This window comes from Burkholderia sp. LFS061 (assembly GCF_047978125.1).
GTDB lineage: Bacteria > Pseudomonadota > Gammaproteobacteria > Burkholderiales > Burkholderiaceae > Burkholderia > Burkholderia pyrrocinia_C.
In genome coordinates this window covers 80,242-98,053 of record NZ_JBFPFS010000029.1, presented here as the reverse complement: position 1 = coordinate 98,053, position 17,812 = coordinate 80,242, and the positions used below count along the sequence as shown (strand labels likewise).

The 17,812-nt window shown below is 68.2% G+C and carries 17 protein-coding genes; 10 read left to right on the top strand and 7 right to left on the bottom strand.

Features of this window, described 5'->3' with window-relative positions:
• Positions 1-124 (top strand): 4Fe-4S dicluster domain-containing protein (locus tag ACNQQL_RS23715; RefSeq protein WP_155630433.1); only part of this gene is annotated, 124 nt, incomplete at its 5' end.
• Between the two features lie 149 nt (positions 125-273).
• Here the strand turns inward: ACNQQL_RS23715 and aroC are convergent.
• The 3 genes from aroC to ACNQQL_RS23700 form a co-directional block, all read right to left on the bottom strand.
• Positions 274-1,374 (bottom strand): chorismate synthase, encoded by a 1,101-nt coding sequence (gene aroC / locus ACNQQL_RS23710; protein ID WP_347066106.1) that lies wholly within the window; start codon positions 1,372-1,374, stop codon positions 274-276.
• A gap of 253 nt (positions 1,375-1,627) precedes the next feature.
• On the bottom strand, positions 1,628-3,562 hold the full coding sequence (locus ACNQQL_RS23705) for an MFS transporter (protein WP_072444310.1): 1,935 nt from the start codon (positions 3,560-3,562) through the stop codon (positions 1,628-1,630).
• Positions 3,563-3,704: 142 nt separating this feature from the next.
• Positions 3,705-4,160 (bottom strand): CBS domain-containing protein, encoded by a 456-nt coding sequence (locus ACNQQL_RS23700; protein ID WP_006488504.1) that lies wholly within the window; start codon positions 4,158-4,160, stop codon positions 3,705-3,707.
• A gap of 156 nt (positions 4,161-4,316) precedes the next feature.
• Between ACNQQL_RS23700 and ACNQQL_RS23695 the strand changes: the two genes are divergently transcribed.
• Positions 4,317-4,634, top strand: a complete 318-nt coding sequence (locus tag ACNQQL_RS23695; RefSeq protein ID WP_111017253.1) for an Mpo1-like protein — start codon at positions 4,317-4,319, stop codon at positions 4,632-4,634.
• 15 nt (positions 4,635-4,649) lie between these two features.
• Here the strand turns inward: ACNQQL_RS23695 and ACNQQL_RS23690 are convergent, their stop codons facing one another.
• Positions 4,650-5,978 carry a YihY family inner membrane protein gene (locus ACNQQL_RS23690; RefSeq protein WP_347066104.1) on the bottom strand — a complete coding sequence of 443 codons (1,329 nt, stop codon included), beginning with the start codon at positions 5,976-5,978 and terminating at the stop codon, positions 4,650-4,652.
• Positions 5,979-6,122: 144 nt separating this feature from the next.
• On the opposite strand from ACNQQL_RS23690, the gene wrbA reads away from it, so the two are divergent.
• Genes wrbA through ACNQQL_RS23670 form a run of 4 tightly spaced genes read left to right on the top strand, consistent with a single transcriptional unit; the run spans position 6,123 to position 9,428 of the window.
• Entirely contained in the window at positions 6,123-6,743 is a 621-nt protein-coding gene (wrbA, locus tag ACNQQL_RS23685) for an NAD(P)H:quinone oxidoreductase (RefSeq protein WP_111017255.1), read from the top strand.
• Entirely contained in the window at positions 6,740-7,132 is a 393-nt protein-coding gene (locus tag ACNQQL_RS23680) for a DUF2069 domain-containing protein (RefSeq protein ID WP_034183397.1), read from the top strand. Before wrbA ends, ACNQQL_RS23680 begins: the two co-directional genes overlap by 4 nt.
• An 18-nt stretch (positions 7,133-7,150) precedes the next feature.
• Entirely contained in the window at positions 7,151-8,572 is a 1,422-nt protein-coding gene (locus ACNQQL_RS23675) for an FAD-binding oxidoreductase (protein ID WP_347066101.1), read from the top strand.
• Positions 8,573-8,597: 25 nt separating this feature from the next.
• Positions 8,598-9,428: a metallophosphoesterase gene (locus ACNQQL_RS23670; protein WP_347066099.1), complete on the top strand. Its 831-nt coding sequence runs from the start codon at positions 8,598-8,600 to the stop codon at positions 9,426-9,428.
• 69 nt (positions 9,429-9,497) lie between these two features.
• Here ACNQQL_RS23670 and ACNQQL_RS23665 read toward each other — a convergent pair whose 3' ends face one another.
• Positions 9,498-9,662, bottom strand: a complete 165-nt coding sequence (locus ACNQQL_RS23665) for a hypothetical protein (RefSeq protein WP_165948056.1) — start codon at positions 9,660-9,662, stop codon at positions 9,498-9,500.
• Positions 9,663-9,779: 117 nt separating this feature from the next.
• Positions 9,780-10,721: a LysR family transcriptional regulator gene (locus tag ACNQQL_RS23660; protein ID WP_072444324.1), complete on the bottom strand. Its 942-nt coding sequence runs from the start codon at positions 10,719-10,721 to the stop codon at positions 9,780-9,782.
• 157 nt (positions 10,722-10,878) lie between these two features.
• On the opposite strand from ACNQQL_RS23660, the gene ACNQQL_RS23655 reads away from it, so the two are divergent.
• From ACNQQL_RS23655 to ACNQQL_RS23640, 4 genes are read left to right on the top strand one after another with little or no spacing between them, the layout of a single operon-like run.
• On the top strand, positions 10,879-12,465 hold the full coding sequence (locus ACNQQL_RS23655) for an efflux transporter outer membrane subunit (RefSeq protein ID WP_347066097.1): 1,587 nt from the start codon (positions 10,879-10,881) through the stop codon (positions 12,463-12,465).
• A gap of 15 nt (positions 12,466-12,480) precedes the next feature.
• Positions 12,481-14,685 (top strand): FUSC family protein, encoded by a 2,205-nt coding sequence (locus ACNQQL_RS23650; RefSeq protein WP_347066095.1) that lies wholly within the window; start codon positions 12,481-12,483, stop codon positions 14,683-14,685.
• A complete protein-coding gene (locus ACNQQL_RS23645; RefSeq protein ID WP_011351756.1) occupies positions 14,682-14,885 on the top strand; it encodes a DUF1656 domain-containing protein in 204 nt (67 codons plus the stop codon). The genes ACNQQL_RS23650 and ACNQQL_RS23645 overlap by 4 nt, the downstream gene beginning before the upstream one ends.
• 12 nt (positions 14,886-14,897) lie before the next feature.
• Positions 14,898-15,773, top strand: a complete 876-nt coding sequence (locus ACNQQL_RS23640; RefSeq protein ID WP_014897260.1) for an HlyD family secretion protein — start codon at positions 14,898-14,900, stop codon at positions 15,771-15,773.
• 21 nt (positions 15,774-15,794) lie between these two features.
• Here ACNQQL_RS23640 and ACNQQL_RS23635 read toward each other — a convergent pair whose 3' ends face one another.
• Positions 15,795-17,468 (bottom strand): methyl-accepting chemotaxis protein, encoded by a 1,674-nt coding sequence (locus tag ACNQQL_RS23635; protein ID WP_347066092.1) that lies wholly within the window; start codon positions 17,466-17,468, stop codon positions 15,795-15,797.
• Between the last annotated feature and the right edge of the window lie 344 nt (positions 17,469-17,812).

Below are 17,812 nucleotides of genomic sequence, written 5' to 3'. Positions count from 1 at the left end.
TCGGCTGGTGATCAACGCGCAGAACTGCGTGCACTGCAAGACCTGCGACATCAAGGACCCGACGCAGAACATCGTGTGGGTCACGCCGGAAGGCGGCGGCGGGCCGAATTATCCGAACATGTAACCTGCCGGAACGCGCCGCCACGAGCGGCGCGTTTTTTAGGGCCGCTGCAAACGGCTGCAAACGAAACGGGGCGCTGCATCACGCAGCGCCCCGTTTGCATTCGTCGCTCGACGGTCGAGACGGGGCGCCCCGCGCCGCGCCCTCTTGCGTCAGGTCGCGCTACCGGCGATCTTCGGCGTCTGCGTCTCGACGTCGCCGCACTGCGCACGATGGCGCAATGCATGGTCGATCAGCACCAGTGCGAGCATCGACTCGGCGATCGGCGTCGCACGGATGCCGACGCACGGATCGTGGCGACCGAAGGTTTCCACCGTAGCCTCCTCGCCGGCCTTCGTGATCGAACGGCGCGGCGTGCGAATGCTCGACGTCGGCTTGATCGCGATCGACACGGTGATGTCCTGTCCCGTCGAGATCCCGCCGAGCACGCCGCCCGCATGGTTGCCGACGAAGCCGCCCGGCGTCAGCTCGTCGCCGTGCACGGAGCCGCGTTGCGCGACGCTGTCGAAGCCCGCGCCGATCTCGACGCCCTTCACCGCGTTGATGCTCATCATCGCCTTCGCGATGTCCGCATCGAGACGGTCGAACACGGGCTCGCCCCAGCCAACCGGCACGCCCGACGCGACGACGTCGATGCGCGCGCCGATCGAATCGCCATCCTTGCGCAGCGCATCCATGTAGGCCTCGAGCTCGGGAACGACCGCCGCGTTCGGCGAGAAGAACGGATTCTCGCGCACGTGCGACCAGTCGACGAACGGCACGTCGATCTCGCCGAGGGCGCTCATGCAGCCGCGCACCTCGACGCCGAAGCGCTCGCGCAGCCACTTCTTCGCGACCGCGCCCGCGCCGACGATCGGCGCGGTCAGGCGTGCGGACGAGCGGCCGCCACCACGGTAGTCGCGGATGCCGTACTTCTGCCAGTACGTGTAATCGGCATGGCCGGGACGGAACGTCTCGACGATGTTGCCGTAGTCCTTGCTGCGCTGGTCGGTGTTACGGATCAGCAGCGCGATCGGCGTGCCGGTCGTCACACCTTCGAACACGCCGGACAGGATCTCGACCTCGTCGGCCTCCTGCCGTTGCGTCACGTGCCGCGACGTGCCGGGCTTGCGGCGATCGAGCTCGACCTGGATGTCGGCTTCGGCCAGCCCCATCCCCGGCGGGCAGCCGTCGATCACGCAGCCGATCGCGGGACCGTGCGATTCGCCGAAGGTCGTGACAGTGAAAAGCGTGCCGAGGGTATTGCCGGACATGATGGAACCGCCCAAAGAGAAATGGGCAAACCGATGCGCCGCCCGGGCCGCAGGCAGGTCGATCGTTTGCCGGTCGAGAAAAAGAGGTAAGCCGCTATTATGCCAGCCGTCCCGAGAGCGCGTGCCGCATGAGACGCAGGCCGGGCGCACGGTACATGCACGCGCAGCCCGGGCGGTGCGGCCGGAAGCCCGTTCCGGCCCGCTTGCAGGCGAAATACTCGTCTGGCGCGATACCGGCGGGCACCCCGCCCGCCTACTTCCGCGCGCCGCGCAGCTCGGTCACCGCGGCCTGCAGCGATTCGGGCGTCGCGACCGACGCCGGAATCGGCTCGCCGACCGCCAGCGTCAGCCGGCTCATCACGCCGCGCTTGATGGGCCGCGGCATCCGCGCATCGGAATGCCGCGAAAAATAGCTGCCCCACAATCCGCGCAGCGCCATCGGAATCACCGGCGCCGGCGTGCGGCTCAGGATCTCGGTGATGCCGTGGTGGAACGTGTTGATGTCGCCCGTCTTCGTCAGCTTGCCCTCGGGGAAGATACACACGAGTTCGCCGTCCTTCAGCGCGGCCTCGCAGGCGTCGTAGGCGCGCGCGAGCATCCCGGGATCCTCGTGGCGCGGCGCGATCGGGATCGCCTTCGCATGCCGGAACACCCAGCTCGCGAAGCGCGTCTTGAAGATCCGGTGATCCATCACGAAACGGATCGGGCGCGGGCTCGCGGCGGCCAGCACGAGCGCATCGACATAGCTGACATGGTTGCAGACGAGCACGGCCGCGCCCTCCGCCGGGATCCGCTCCGCGTGCACGAGGCGAATCCGGTAGAAGGTGTGCACGAGCACCCACGCGACGAAGCGCAGCAGGAACTCGGGCACCAGCAGGTAGATATACGCCGCGACAATGACGTTCAGCAGCGCGGTGACGAGGAACAGGCCCGGGATGCCGACGCCGGCCTTGGTCAGCCCCATCGCCATCACGGCCGACAGGATCATGAACAGCGCGTTCAGGATGTTGTTCGCGGCGATGATCCGCGCACGGTGCGTCGGTGCGCTGCGGCTCTGGATCAGCGCGTACAGCGGCACGCTGTAGAAGCCGCCGAACATCGCGAGCAGGAACAGGTCGGCGAGGATGCGCCAGTGGCGCGCGCCGGCCAGGAATTCGCCGACCGACAGCAGGTGGCCGGGCGACGGCAGCGCGTGGCTCGCGAAATACAGCTCGATCGCGAACACGCTGATGCCGATCGAGCCGAGCGGCACGAGGCCGATCTCGACGCGCCGCTGCGACAGGCGCTCGCACAGCAGCGAACCGAGGCCGATGCCGACCGAGAACGTCGCGAGCAGGATCGTAACGACGTCGGGGCTCGCGGACAGCACGTCCTTCGCGAAATTGAAGAACGACGTGAGGAACGTCGCGCCGACGAACCACAGCCACGAGATGCCGAGCAGGCTCAGGAACACGGTGCGGTTCTGCCGCGCGAGCCCGAGGTTGCGCCAGGTCTCGCTGAACGGATTCCAGTTGATCACGAGATCGGGCTGCGGCGCCGGCGTGGACGGCACGCGCTGCGCGACGAGCCGCCCCGCGAGCGCGATGACGACGACACTCACCGCGAGCACGCGCTCGCCGCTGCCTTCGATGCCAGCGGCCGCGCCGCCGATGATCGTGCCGATCAGGATCGCGATGAACGTGCCCATCTCGACGAGACCGTTGCCGCCGACCAGTTCGTGTTCGCCGAGATGCTGCGGCAGGTACGAATACTTGACGGGCCCGAACAGCGTCGAGTGCATCCCCATCATGAACGTGCACAGATACAGCAGGGTCGCGCTGTGCATGACGAAGCCGGCCGCGCCGACCAGCATCAGCACGATCTCGAAGGTCTTCACGAAGCGCGTGAGGGTCGCCTTGTCGTACTTGTCGGCGATCTGGCCGGACGTCGCCGAGAACAGCACGAACGGCAGGATGAAGATCGCGGAAATCAGGAATGCGGCAGTCTTCGCGTCGACGCCGGAGAATCGTGCGGTGTGATAGGTGACGAGCGACGTGAAGCCGATCTTGAAGACGTTGTCGTTCAGCGCACCGAGGAACTGGGTCGTGAAGAACGGTGCGAAACGGCGCTCGCGCAGCAGGTCGAACTGCGATGCGTGGGCGCGCCGTTCGTCGCGCCGCCCCGAAGTGGCTTGCGTTTGATCGCTCATGCGGAATACGCGCGCGTCGTCTTGGCGAAGCTGCGCGGGCCTTGTTGTGTTGTCGTTGAAAAAACGGCGGCGCAGGACAAACCTGCGCCGCCGCGTGCCGGATGGCGACGCCCGCGCGTCAGGGCGCGGGGCGCGGCGTGGTTCACGGCTTGTGCGCTTCGGCTTCCGATTCCGGCCAGTCGCGGATGTACGCCTTCAGCATCCGGTTCTCGAAGCTCTGCGCCTCGACGACCGTCTTCGCGACGTCGTAGAACGAAATGACGCCCATCAGCACCTTCTTGTCGAGCACGGGCATGTAGCGCGCGTGCCGCTCGAGCATCATCCGGCGCACTTCGTTGACGTCCGTTTCCGGCGTGCACGTGAGCGGCTCGTCCATCACCTTGCGCACCTGCACGTCGCCGATCGCACCGCCGTTGACGTGCAGGCGCAGGATGATTTCGCGGAACGTCAGCATCCCGACGAGATCGCCGTACTCCATCACGACGAGCGAACCGATGTCGTGCTCGGCCATCGTATCGACCGCTTCGCGCAGCGGCTTATCGGGCGTCACCGTAAACAGCGTGTTGCCCTTCACTTTCAGAATATCGCTGACGCGCATCGTAGTCCCCTCATGCTTGAATGCAAAACCTCTTTCGATCCTATCGGAAAGCCTGTCAAAAGGAAAGCACAGGCCGGCGCGGCGGGCCGCCCCGCTTGCGGACACCGGCCGCCGGCCGCACAATGGCCGCATGAACAGCGGCCCGAGGAGACGGCCATGGCGCATACCCATTCGGAGCAATTCGCCAGCTTCGCTGATTTCTACCCGTATTACCTGAACGAACACCAGAACCTGACGTCGCGGCGGCTGCACTTCATCGGCTCGCTCGGCGTGATCGGCTGCGTCGCGATGGCGATCGCGACAGGCAACTGGCTGTGGCTGCCGGCGGCTGTCGTCTGCGGGTACGGGTTCGCGTGGGTCGGACACTTCTTCTTCGAGAAGAATCGTCCGGCCACGTTCCGGCACCCGATCTACAGCCTGATGGGCGACTGGGTGATGTTCAAGGACATCTGCATCGGCAAGATTTCACTGTAGCCGCCGGCCCCGCATTCACGCGGGCCGCGGCGGCCGCGCATGCGGGTCGGGCACGCCGTCCGGCGCCTGCCCCGGGATACCTGTCGGCTGTGCGCCCGCGAGCCGGTGCGCGGCGATCAGCGACGCGAGCGACACGTCGAACCGCTCGTTCGACAGCACCTCGAGCAGCGCAGCGCCGTCGACATGGCTGCGCCGCCGCTGCAACTGGTAAGTCAGTTCCGTGCGGTCGATCACCAGCACGTCGAACAGTTGCGCCAGGGTCAACTGCTCCGGGTTCGCCAGCAGGACATAGCGCGACGCGGCATCGCCGCCGTCCAGCCGCGCGACCCATTCGCGTTCCTCCATGGTCGTCAGCAGCCGTTGCGCGGTTTCCATGTCGCAGCGCAGCATGGCCGCGAGCCGCAGAGCCGCGTAACCGGGCTTACCGGCCGCGCGCGCCTCGGCAAGCCGCGCGAGCAGTTCGAGCGCATCGAGCAGGTCGCTGCCCGGATAGTGGATGCGGTGGAACTGACCGACGCGGATCGCCGGCAGCGCGGAGGTCACCATCGCACCGAGAAGCGCGACGAACCAGCTGAGATACACCCACAGCAGAAACACCGGCAGCGCCGCGAATGCGCCGTACACGGCCGTATAGGTCGGAATGCGCCGCACGTAGTAGCCGAAGCCGCGCTTCGCGAGCTCGAACGCGACGGCCGCGAACAGCCCGCCGATCACCGCGTCGCGCCATGCGACCGTGCAGTTCGGCAGGTACACGTACAGCAGCGTGAACGCGAGAACCGTCAACGGCAGCGACGCAAGCGCGAGCAGCCACTCGACGATCGACGTGGACGGCGCGGCGCCGGTGAACGCCAGCGACTGCGTAAACAGGTACGACGAGATCGACAGGCTCACGCCGAACAGCAGCGGGCCAAGCGTGATCAGCGCCCAGTACGCGAGCACGCGCTGCGCGAACGGCCGCGGCTTGCGCACCCGCCAGATCAGGTTGAACGCCGATTCGATCGTCATCATCGTCATCACCGACGTGACGACGAGCACGATCAGGCCGGCCGTCGTCAGCCCCTTGGCCTTCGACGCGAACTGGTTCAGGTACTTGAAGATCTGGATGTTGAATTGCGCGGGCATCAGGTGATCCGCGAGGAACCCCTGCAGCGACAGCTGGAACGACGCGAACATCGGGAACGCGGTGAACAGCGCGAACGCGACCGTCACGAGCGGCACGAGCGCCAGCATCGTCGTGAACGTAAGGCTGCCCGCCACTTGCGGGATGCGATCCTCGGCGCTGCGCCGGGCCGCGAACTGCGCGAGGCGCTTGATGGTGTCGAGATCGACGCTCAACTTCGGCAAACGGCTTCTCCTACTTGGTGCCGCGCGCCCGAAGGCGCGCCGCCGCCGCGCTGCGCGACGGCTTCAGCCCCTATAATAGCCGCTCGATCCAGCAGGGGCCGACTGCACCGGGCACGCGCGCGGCCGCACGCGGTTCCGTAGCCCATGAAAGACATCCTCGTCCTCTATTACAGCCGTCACGGCGCCACGCGCGATCTCGCGCTCGCGATCGCCAACGGCATCGACAGCGTGCCGGGCATGCAGGCACGCATCCGCACCGTGCCGCCCGTGTCGACGGTCTGCGAAGCCAGCGCCCCCGACATTCCCGCCGACGGTCCGCCCTATGCGGAACTGCGCGACCTCGAGGAATGCGCGGGCCTCGCGCTCGGCTCGCCGACCCGCTTCGGCAACATGGCCGCCGCGCTCAAGTATTTCCTCGACGGCACGACGCCGCAATGGCTGTCGGGCGCGCTGACCGGCAAGCCGGCGAGCGTGTTCACGTCGACCGGCAGCCTGCACGGCGGCCAGGAATCGACGCTGCTGTCGATGATGCTGCCGCTGCTGCATCACGGGATGATGATCGTCGGGATCCCGTACACCGAATCCGCGCTCAGCACGACCCGCACCGGCGGCACGCCGTACGGCGCGTCGCATGTCGCGCAGCACGGCCGCGCCGACCCCGAAGGGCTGTCGGCGGACGAAAAGGCGCTCGCTGCCGCGCTCGGCGTGCGGCTCGCGCGCGCGGCGGCCGCCCTCTCCAACGCCCAGGCCGCCGAAGCCGCATGAACGCGCCCGCCCGCCCCGCCGTCGCTGCCCGGCCGCGCTGCGCGCTGGCCGCCGTCGCGTGCCTCGTCGCACTGATCGCGCTGTCGCTCGCGTGGGAGCTGTGGCTCGCGCCGCTGCGCCCGGGCGGCTCCGCGCTGATGCTGAAGGCCGTGCCGCTCGCGCTCGCACTGCCCGGCGTCTGGCGGCGTAACATCTATACGATGCAGTGGGCGAGCATGCTGATTCTCGTCTATTTCGCCGAAGGCATCGTGCGCGGCATGTCCGATCGCGGGTTGTCCGCGACGCTCGGCTGGTGCGAGACCGCGCTTGCCGTCGGCTTCTTCGTGGCGGCGCTGGCGTACGTCGCGCCGTTCAAGCGCGCGGCGAAAAAGTCGCGCGCCGCGTCCTGACCCTTACGCGACAAGGTGATGATGTCCTCCGAAGCTTTCGTTTCCGCGTGCCGCGACGCGATCGGCGCCGACCACGTGCTGACCGATCCGCACGATACCGAACCATTCCTGACCGACTGGCGCCGCCGCTACAAGGGTGCCGCGTGCGCGGTGCTGAAACCCGCGAACACGGCCGAAGTCGCCGCGCTCGTCAAGCTGGCCAACGCGCACGGCATCGCGCTCGTGCCGCAAGGCGGCAACACGGGCCTCGCCGGCGGCGCGACGCCCGACGCGAGCGGCAGCCAGGCCGTGCTGAGCGTCGCGCGCCTGAACCGCGTGCGCGCGCTCGATCCGCACAACAACACGATCACCGTCGAAGCCGGCGTGATCCTCGCCGACGTACAGGCACGCGCCCGCGAAGGCGGCCGGCTGTTCGCGCTGAGCCTCGCGGCGGAAGGCAGCTGCACGATCGGCGGCAACCTGTCGACCAATGCCGGCGGCACCGCGGTGCTGCGCTACGGCAACGCGCGCGAGCTGTGCCTCGGGCTCGAGGTCGTGACGCCGCAGGGCGAGATCTGGGACGGCCTGCGCGGGCTGCGCAAGGACAACACCGGCTACGACCTGCGCGACCTGTTCATCGGCGCGGAAGGCACGCTCGGGATCATTACCGCTGCCGTGATGAAGCTGCATCCGCTGCCGGCCGCGCAGGTCACGGCGCTCGCCGCGCTCGAATCGCCGCACGCGGCGCTCGACTTCCTAGCGCTCGCGCAGCGCGCGGCAGGGCCGCTGCTGACCGGCTTCGAGCTGATGTCGGATTTCTGCATGCAACTGGTCGGCAAGCACTACCCGCAACTGCGCTACCCGTTCACGCAGACGCATTCACAGACGGTATTGCTCGAACTGTCCGACAACGAAAGCGAAGCGCATGCGCGCGCGCTGTTCGAGAAACTGATGGAAGAAGCGTTCGAGGCCGGGCTCGTGGTCGACGCGGTGGTCGCGGAAAATCTCGCGCAGTCGCGCGCGTTCTGGGACCTGCGCGAGCACATCCCGCTCGCGCAGGCCGACGAGGGGCTCAACATCAAGCACGACATCGCGGTGCCGATCTCGTCGGTCGCGCGGTTCATCGACGAGACCGACGCGGCGATCCAGCAGGCCGCGCCGGGCGCGCGGATGGTCACGTTCGGCCACCTCGGCGACGGCAACCTCCACTACAACGTGCAGATGCCCGAAGGCGGCGATCCAAAGGCGTTCCTCGCCGCGTTCCAGGCGCCGATCAACCGGATCGTCTACGACAACGTGCACCGCCACCACGGCACGATCAGCGCGGAACACGGGATCGGCCAGTTGAAGATCGACGACGCGCAACGCTACAAGTCGCCGGTCGAAACGACGTTGATGCGCACGCTGAAGACCGCGCTCGACCCGCGCGGCCTGATGAATCCCGGCAAGGTCCTGCGCTGAAGCCGCCCACTCCGGAGCGAAGCCCGTGAAAGTCCGCGTACTGTCCGACCTGCATCTCGAAAGCAACCAGCCCGACGCGATCGCGCATGCCGACGCGGATCTCGTCGTGCTCGCCGGCGACATCCACAATCACGCGGAAGGCCTGCGCTGGGCCGCCGAGACGTTCGACCCGGCCGTGCCGGTGATCTACGTGCCGGGCAACCACGAGTACTACGACGGGGAATTCGGCGCGCTGGAGGCGGCGATGCGCGACGCGGCGCATGCGCTCGACAACGTGCATTACCTGAACAACGGCATCTATGTCGATCCCGAACAGCGCTTCCGCGTGCTCGGCACGACGCTGTGGGCCGATTTCTTGCTGTTCGGCAGCGACGAAGCCAGCATCGCCGCCGCAATCGACGCCGGGCTGCGCGTGATGCTCGATTTCAAGGGATTGATCCAGGTGACCTGGCCGCACGACGCGGCGCTGCATGCGGCACCGGGCGCGGCGGAGCGGGATTTCTCGCCGGCCGATGCGATCGCGCTGCATCGGCAAGGCCGCGCGTGGCTGGAAGCGCAGCTCGCGGTGCCGTTCGCGGGGCGGACGATCGTCGTCACCCACCATGCGCCGCACCGGCGCTCGCTGGCGGAACGCTATGCGGAAGACCTTGCGTCGGCGGGGTTCATCACGGATATGGCGGAACTCGTGCGGCCGCCGGTGGATTTGTGGATCCACGGCCACACGCATACGTCATTCGACTATGTTGCGGAGGGCGGCACACGCGTGGTGTGCAATCCGCGCGGCTACATCCGTCGGCGCACCGGCGAACTGGAAAATACCGCGTTCGTGTGGGACAAGGTCGTCGAGCTCGGCTGAACGCCGGCCCGCCCGGCCGCGTTGCGCGGCCTTCTCCGACCGGGGCTGATATGGGCTGATATGGCCCGATCAGCGGTCGCTGCGGCGCGATCCGTGCTGCGCCGCGCGCACGCGCACCGGCACCGGCTTCATCCGTGCCTTCGCCTTCATCGCGCGCAGCAGGTCGCGGGTCGCCGCGGCGGCAGCGGCCGCGCCAAGCAGGACTCCAAGGCCGATCATCAGGTGCGTGTCCATTGCTACTCCGGGGTGACGTATCTCGATTACTTTAACAGTATCAAACTGTCCGACACGCGTTCGTAAAAAAATGTTGCGTGAAGGACAAATCTCGTCAGATTGCGGTCAACCGCGCGGTCATGTCGCACGCGTGTACTGCTCGAGCGCGGCTTCGTCGGCGGCGAGCGTGGACGGCAACTCGTCGCGCAGGAAATCGACCCAGGTACGGATTTTCGCGTCGAGGTACTGACGCGACGGATACAGCGCGTAGATGTTCATCACGTGCGACCGGTACTCGGGCATCACGCGCACGATATGCCCGCTGCGCAGCCAGCCGATCGCCGAATAAAGCGGCAGCCCGCCGATCCCCATCCCCTCCCGCACGGCCACCGCGAGCGCCTCGGCGACGTTCACGCGAAACGGCGGCGCCGTGATCGGAACGACCTCTTCACCGTTCGGCCCCGCCAGCGCCCATTCGTCGTAGTGAAAGCCCGGCGCGACCATCCCGAGGCACACGTGCTGCGCGAGATCCGCCGGCCGCTGCGGCACGCCGTGCGCCTCGACGTAGCCGGGCGACGCGCACACAACGCTGTAGCTCTCGCCGAGCCGCTGCGACACGAGCCCCGAATCGGGCAGGTCGCGGCCGACGACGATTGCAACGTCGTACCCCTCGTCGAGCAGGTCGGGCATCCGCTGCGCGAGCGTCAGCTCGACGTGCACGTCCGGATAGCGCTCGCGATAGCGCGCGACGGCCGGCACCAGGTAGTGCTGGCCGAGGCTCGTGAAGCAATGGACCTTCAGCTTGCCGGACGGGCGCGCGTGCGCGTCGCCGGCCTCGGCTTCGGCCTGGTCGACGTACGCGAGGATCTGCTCGCAGCGCTGCAGGTAGCGCTCGCCGGCTTCGGTCAGCGCGATCCGGCGCGTCGTGCGGTTCAGGAGGCGCGTGCGCAGGTGCGCCTCGAGATCCGAGACCGCGCGCGACGCATAGGCGGTGGTCGAATTCATCTGCTGGGCGGCCGCGGTAAAGCTCCCCGCGTCGACCACGCGGACGAATACCCGCATGTTTTGTAACGTATCCATCCGATTACCCGTTTGAATCCGGACGGATTGTTGCACAGAGGCGAACAAGTATTGTCTCAGGATTCGTAAAAATGACTTGCACCGTTGTCCGTTTATTCAGGAATCACTGAAAAATATAATCGCATCCGACTCATCTATATCCGAAAGGGAGAAAATCGTGCAGTCTCCGGCGACAAAAGGGACGCTCGCACTGGCGGTTCTTGCAGTCTCATTAATAATGGCCGGATGCGCGAGCATGGGCGACAACAAGCCGCAGTCGGCCCGCATCGAAGCGAACGCGCTCGACGCCGGCGCCGCGATCCGAGCGGCCGACCGCGACGCGGGCTGGCCCGCGGCCGACTGGTGGCGCGCCTACCGCGATCCGCAGCTCGATTCCTGGATCGCCGCCGCCCAGGCCGGCAACCCGACGCTCGCGGCCGCCGAGGCACGCGTGCGCGAAGCGCAGGCGATGGCGCGCGTCGCCCGCTCGGCCGAACTGCCGCAGATCAACGGCAACCTGTCGCTGATGCGCGAGCACTGGCCCGACAACGTGTTCTACGGCCCGGGACCGCTCGCGAACGCGGACACCTGGAACAACACCGGCACGCTCGGCCTGTCGTACCACCTCGACCTGTGGGGCAAGGACAAGAACACGACCGAGCGCGCGCTCGACACCGCGCATGCGAGCGCCGCCGACGCGCGCGCGGCGAAGCTCGAACTCGAAGTCAACGTCGTGCGCGCGTATGTCGGCATGTCGATGAACTATGCGCTGCTCGACCTCGCGCACGAAACGTTCGAACGCCAGCGCTCGCTCGCCGATCTCGCGCGCAAGCGGCTGCAGGCCGGCCTCGGCACGCAGCTCGAAGTGAGCCAGGCGGAATCGACGCTGCCCGACTACGAGCGCCAGATCGACAGCTATGAAGAAGCGATCCAGCTCGCGCGCCACCAGCTCGCCGCACTGGCCGGCAAGGGCCCGGGCGCCGGCGACGCGATCAAGCGGCCGCAGCTTGCGCTCGACGCGCCGGCCGGCCTGCCGTCGGCGCTGCCGGCCGACCTGCTCGGCCGCCGCCCCGATGTGGTCGCGGCGCGCTGGACGGTCGACGCGCAGGCGCGCGGCATCGATGTCGCGAAGGCCTCGTTCTACCCGAACATCGACCTGCTGGCGACGGTCGGCGGCTTCGGCGTGACCGCGCCGTTCACCGACTTCCTGCGCGCGATGAACGGCGGCTGGACGGCCGGCCCCGCGCTGACGCTGCCGATCTTCGAAGGCGGCCGGCTGCGCGCGCAGCTCGGCGCGGCGAATGCCGGCTACGACCAGGCGGTCGAGCGCTACAACCAGACGATCGTCGGCGCGCTCAAGGACATCGCCGACCAGGTCGTGCGAATCCGCTCGCTCGATACGCAGAAGAAGGACGCCGCGCGTTCGGTGGCCGCCAACGACCGCAGCTACCAGTTGTCGCGCGAGGGCTTCCGCCGCGGGCTGACCGATTACGTGAACGTGCTGATCGCGCAACAGCAGCTGCTGCGCGCGCAGGAGACAGCGGCCCGCATCGATGCGGAACGCCTCGCCGCGCACGCGCAGCTGATGGCCGCGCTCGGCGGCGGCGTCGAGACGGGCAAAGACGTTCCGGCGGACGACCAACCCGCCGACGGCGCCAACCCGTCGGGCGCGAAGCCCGCGGCGGCCGTTGCCCGGCCCGCGCAGGTCGCCGCTGCCGGCACGTCCGGCACGTCCGGCACGTCCGGCACGTCGGCCGCACGGTAACGCGGAGCGCCCGCCATGTCAGCTTCCTCCTCCGCTTCCACGCACGCCGGCGGTCCGCTCGCGGCCTGGTCCGCCGCGTTCGGCGACTGGGCCCGCAGCGACGGCGCCGCGTGGCTCTATCTGTTCAAGGCGCTGCTCGCCGCGTTCATCGCGACCGGCGTGTCGATGCGACTCGACCTGCCCGCGCCGAAAACGGCGATGACCACGGTGTTCATCGTGATGCAGCCGCAAAGCGGCGCGGTGCTCGCGAAGAGCTTCTACCGCGTCGCCGGCACGATCTTCGGGCTCATCGCGACGCTCACGTTCGTCGGCTTGTTCCCGCAGCAGCCGCAACTGTTCCTGCTGGCGGTCGCGCTGTGGGTCGCGCTGTGCACGGCCGGCGCCGCGCGCAACCGCAACTTCCGCAGCTACGGCTTCCTGCTGGCCGGCTATACGACCGCGCTGATCGGGCTGCCCGCATCGCAGCACCCGGACGGCGCGTTCATGAGCGCGCTGACGCGCGTTGCCGAAATCATGGTCGGGATCGTGTCGGCCGGCGTGGTCAGCGCGCTCGTGTTTCCGCAGTACACGGGCGAGCAGATGCGCACGACGGTGCGCAAGCGCTTCGGCAGCTTCGTCGACTATGTTGCGTCGGCACTGTCGGGCAAGCTCGACCGCGCGCATATCGAAACCATCCATACGCGCTTCGTCGCCGACGTGGTCGGTTTCGAGGCCGCGCGCAGCATGGCCGTATTCGAGGATCCGGATACGCGGATGCGCAGCGGCCGCCTCGCGCGGCTGAACAGCGAGTTCATGAGCGCGTCGAGCCGTTTCCATGCGCTGCACCAGTTGATGAACCGGCTGCATGCGGCCGGCGCGCAGGCCGCGATCGACGCGATCGAGCCGTACTTCCGCGAGATCGCGCCGCTGCTGCTGACGCCCACGGGCGAACCCGTGCGCACGTCGACCGACGCGGGGCACGCGGCCGAGCAACTGCTCGCATGGCGCGACGCGCTGCCGCGCCGCATCCGCTCGACCCGTGCGGCGCTCGAAACGCAGCCGGACTTTCCGCTGCTCGACTTCGATACGGCCGCCGAACTGCTGTACCGCTTCATCACCGACCTGCACGAGTACGCGGCGACCTATGCGTCGCTGTCGACCGCGACGCACGAACGCGAGCGCTGGATCGAACGCTACGAGCCGCGCACCAACATGACGGCGATGGTGATCGCGGCGATTCGCACCGCGACCGTGATCCTCGTGCTCGGCTGGTTCTGGATCGAGAGCGCGTGGCCGAGCGGCGTGACGCTCACGCTGACGGCGGCGGCCACCTGCGCGCTCGCGTCGTCGACGCCGCGCCCGACCGCGATGTCCGCGCAGATGGGCATGGGGACGGCACTCGCCGTCTGCACGGGCTTCCTGCTGACGTTCGGCATCTATCCGCACATCGACGGCTTCCCGTTGCTTTGCGTCGCGCTCGCGCCGCTGCTCTCGATCGGCATCTTCATGACGCTGAAGCCGAAGCTCGCGGGCTACGGGATGGGCTACCTGATCTTCTTCAGCTTCCTCGCCGGCCCGGACAACATCACGCACTACGACCCGACCAGCTTCATGAACGACGCGCTCGCGCTCGTGCTGTCGATGCTGGCGTCGGCGATCGCGTTCGCGGTGCTGTTCCCGCCGACCGCGCCGTGGCTCAAGAAGCGGCTGTTCGCCGACCTGCGCCACCAGGCCGTCGCGGCCTGCCACGCGCGGCTCGCCGGCTTGCGCACGCGCTTCGAGAGCGGCGCGCGCGACCTGATGTACCAGGCCCACACGCTGTCGGCCGACCAGCCCGACGTGCAGCGCGATGCGCTGCGCTGGATGTTCGCGGTGCTCGAAACCGGCAACGCGGCGATCGACCTGCGCCACGAGCTGGCAACGCTGCCGTCCGACCCGCGCTATGCGCCGGCGATGCCGTGGCGTCGCGCGATCGAGACGATGCGCGGCTCGCTGTCGACGCTGTTCGCGAAACCGAGCGCCGAGCGCTTCGATGCAACGCTCGCCGCGACCAATGCCGCGATCGACGCGACCCGGCAGACGCTCGACGCGTTCGAGCCGACGCGCGACGAGCGCCATCGGCTGCAGCGCATCCTGAGCCATCTGCATTTCGTTCGCACCGCGCTGCTCGATCCGGAATCGCCGCTCGAGCCGCTCAACCGCAACCGCCCCGTGCGTCCCCAACCAGGAGCCTCGTCATGATGCCGCGTGAAATCGCCATTCTCGATGCCTACATGCCCACGGTGGTGCTGATGTTCGTCCTCGGCGCGCTCGCGACCTGGGCCGTCGACCGCCTGCTCGCCTATACAGGCCTCTACCGTCTGGTCTGGCACCCGTCGCTGTTCCGGGCCTGCCTGCTCGTCTGCATTTGCGGCGGACTGAGTCTTGCCGTTTACCGTTGATTCCGAACCATCATGATTCTCAGAAAACTCTTCGGCTTCGTCGCGACCGCCGTCATCCTTCTCGTCGCGATCCTGATCGGGCGCTCGCTGTGGGTGCACTACATGGACGATCCGTGGACGCGCGACGGGCGCGTGCGCGCCGAGATCGTCAACGTCGCGCCGGACGTGTCGGGCGCGATCGTCGAGCTGCCCGTGCATGACAACCAGCTCGTGAAAAAAGGCGACCTGATCATGCAGATCGACCCGTCGCACTACCAGATCGCGGTCGAGCAGGCACAGGCGGCCGTCGCCGCCCGCCGCGCGGAACTGCAGATGCGCCGCGACGACGCGGCCCGCCGCGCGGATCTCGATGCGCTCGTCGTGTCGAAGGAAAACCGCGAGAACGCAGCGCACAGCGCGTCGAGCGCCGATGCGCAGTACCAGCAGGCAATCGCCGCGCTCGACGCCGCGAAGCTCAATCTCGAACGCACGCGCGTCGTCGCGCCGGTCGACGGCTACATCACGAACCTGCAGACGTTCAAGGGCAACTACGCGGTGGCCGGCCAGGCGAAGCTCGCGATCGTCGACAGCCACTCGTTCTGGGTCTACGGCTACTTCGAGGAAACCAAGCTGCCGCGCGTGAAGATCGGCGCGCCGGCCGAGATGCGGCTGATGAGCGGTGGCGTGATGAAGGGCCACGTCGAAAGCATCTCGCGCGGCATCTACGATCGCGACAACCCGCAAAGCCGCGACCTCGTCGCGGACGTGAACCCGACCTTCAACTGGGTGCGCCTCGCGCAGCGCGTGCCGGTGCGCATCCGGATCGACGAAGTGCCGGCCGACGTGGTGCTGTCGGCAGGCACGACCTGCACGGTCATCATCGATCCGGACAAGCAGAAGAAATCGTAAGCGCGGAGCGGCCGGGCGCGCTCAGGCCGCGATGCGAAAACGGCCGACCAGCGACTTCAACGCCTGCGCCTGTTCGTCGAGCGCGTTCGCGGCAGCCGCCGCCTGTTCGACGAGCGCCGCATTCTGCTGCGTGCCGGCGTCCATCTGCGTGACCGCGCGGCCGATCTCCTCGATCCCGGCGCTCTGCTCGTCCGATGCCGCGGAAATCTCGCCGATGATGTCCGTCACGCGCTTGACCGCGCGCACGACGTCGTCCATCGTGCGGCCCGCGTCGTGCGCGAGCGCCGCGCCGTTCGCGACGCGCTCCACCGATGCGCCGATCAGCGCGCGGATCTCCTTCGCCGCGGTCGCCGCGCGCTGCGCGAGCAGGCGCACCTCGCCCGCGACCACCGAGAAGCCGCGCCCCTGTTCGCCGGCGCGCGCGGCCTCGACCGCCGCATTCAACGCGAGAATGTTGGTCTGGAACGCGATCCCCTCGATCGTGCCGATGATCTCGCGAATGTTCTTCGCGCTGTCATCGATCTCGCTCATCGTCGCGACCACCCGCCCGACGACTTCACCGCCCGTTTCCGCAACGGCCGACGCATTGGCCGCGAGCGTGCTCGCCTGCCGCGCATTCTCGGCGTTCTGCCGCACGGTCGACGTGAGCTGCTCCATGCTGGCCGCGGTGCGTTCGAGCGCGACGGCCTGCTGCTCGGTGCGCCGCGACAGGTCGAGATTGCCGGTCGAGATCTCGCCGGACGCGGCCGCGATGGCCTCGGCGCTGACGGCGATCTCGCCGACGGTCGCCGCGAGCCCCGTCTGCATCTCGGCCAGCGCGCGCACCATGCTGTCGCGGTCGTGCCGTCCGAGCGCGATCGGGCGCGTCAGGTCGCCGCGCGCGATGTCGGCGGCAATCGCCTTCGCGTGCGCGGGCTCGCCGCCGAGCTGCGACGCGAGGCGCCGCACGACGCGTTCGGCGATCGCGATCGCGAGCACGATCAGCGCGGCCGTCATGATCGCGATCATCGCGAACGACGACGAGAAAATGGTGGCGGACGCATCGAGCGTCGCCTTCGATTTCTCGCCGCGCGTCTTCACGAGTTCGGCGACGAGCTTTTCGAGCTTGCCGGTTTCGACCAGCAGCGACACGTCCTGCGTGCCGACCTGCCAGTTCATCTGCGACAGGTCAAGCGGCTGCGCGCGCACGAGCGCGACGAAATCGCGCAGATGCGCGCTCCACGTGCCGACAGCCGTCGAGAACGCACGCAGCCGCGCCGAATCGCCGGCGTCGGCCGGATCCGCATAGCGCTGCAGCGTGCCGAGCGCCTGGCCGATCGACGCGAGCCCCGCGCCGACCTCGGCGCCCAGTTCGTCGCGCTCCTTCGCGGTGGTCGCGGTCAGCAGCATCTTCTGCGCACGGCTCGCCCGCAGCACCTCGGCCCGGACTTCCTGCGCCGCGCGGCTCGCGACGTGGCCCTGCTCGTAGACCGACGAGATCGACGCGTTCAGCCGGCTGATCTGCCACAGCGAAAACACGCCGATCGCGAGCGTGCCGGCCAGCAGGATCGCGAACGCGGCGCGCAAGGTCGCCTTGACGGTCCACGGCCGGCGCTCGCGACGCGCCGCGCGCGAGCGCCGTGCGGCGCGACCGGCGGCAACGTCGGGTGCCGCGGCGGCCGCACCTGGCTGCGGATGCAATGATGCTGCTTTCATCGATATATCCCCGTATGGATCACGCTGCCGGAAAGGTCGGTTCCGGCGGTCCGCGATGGCAGGCCATGCCGCGCGTCCTGCGCCTGCACGGCGGGTAGCCGGTGCCGGGCGCGGCGCACCTGTGGTCATTGGGTCGTTCTACGGCCGCCACCGCCGTTTCTTGAGTCCGGTAAAACACGCACCGGGCCCTGGCGCGGCCTCGCAGTCAGGCAGACGCGCCGCCAGCGTTATACCCGGTCAAAAAAACGGGTAACGGCCGATCTGTCGGATGAATGTCCGATTCGCGATAAAACTTGGCCTGACATTCTCGATACGCCACATTACACTTCTTTGACGCATCAACG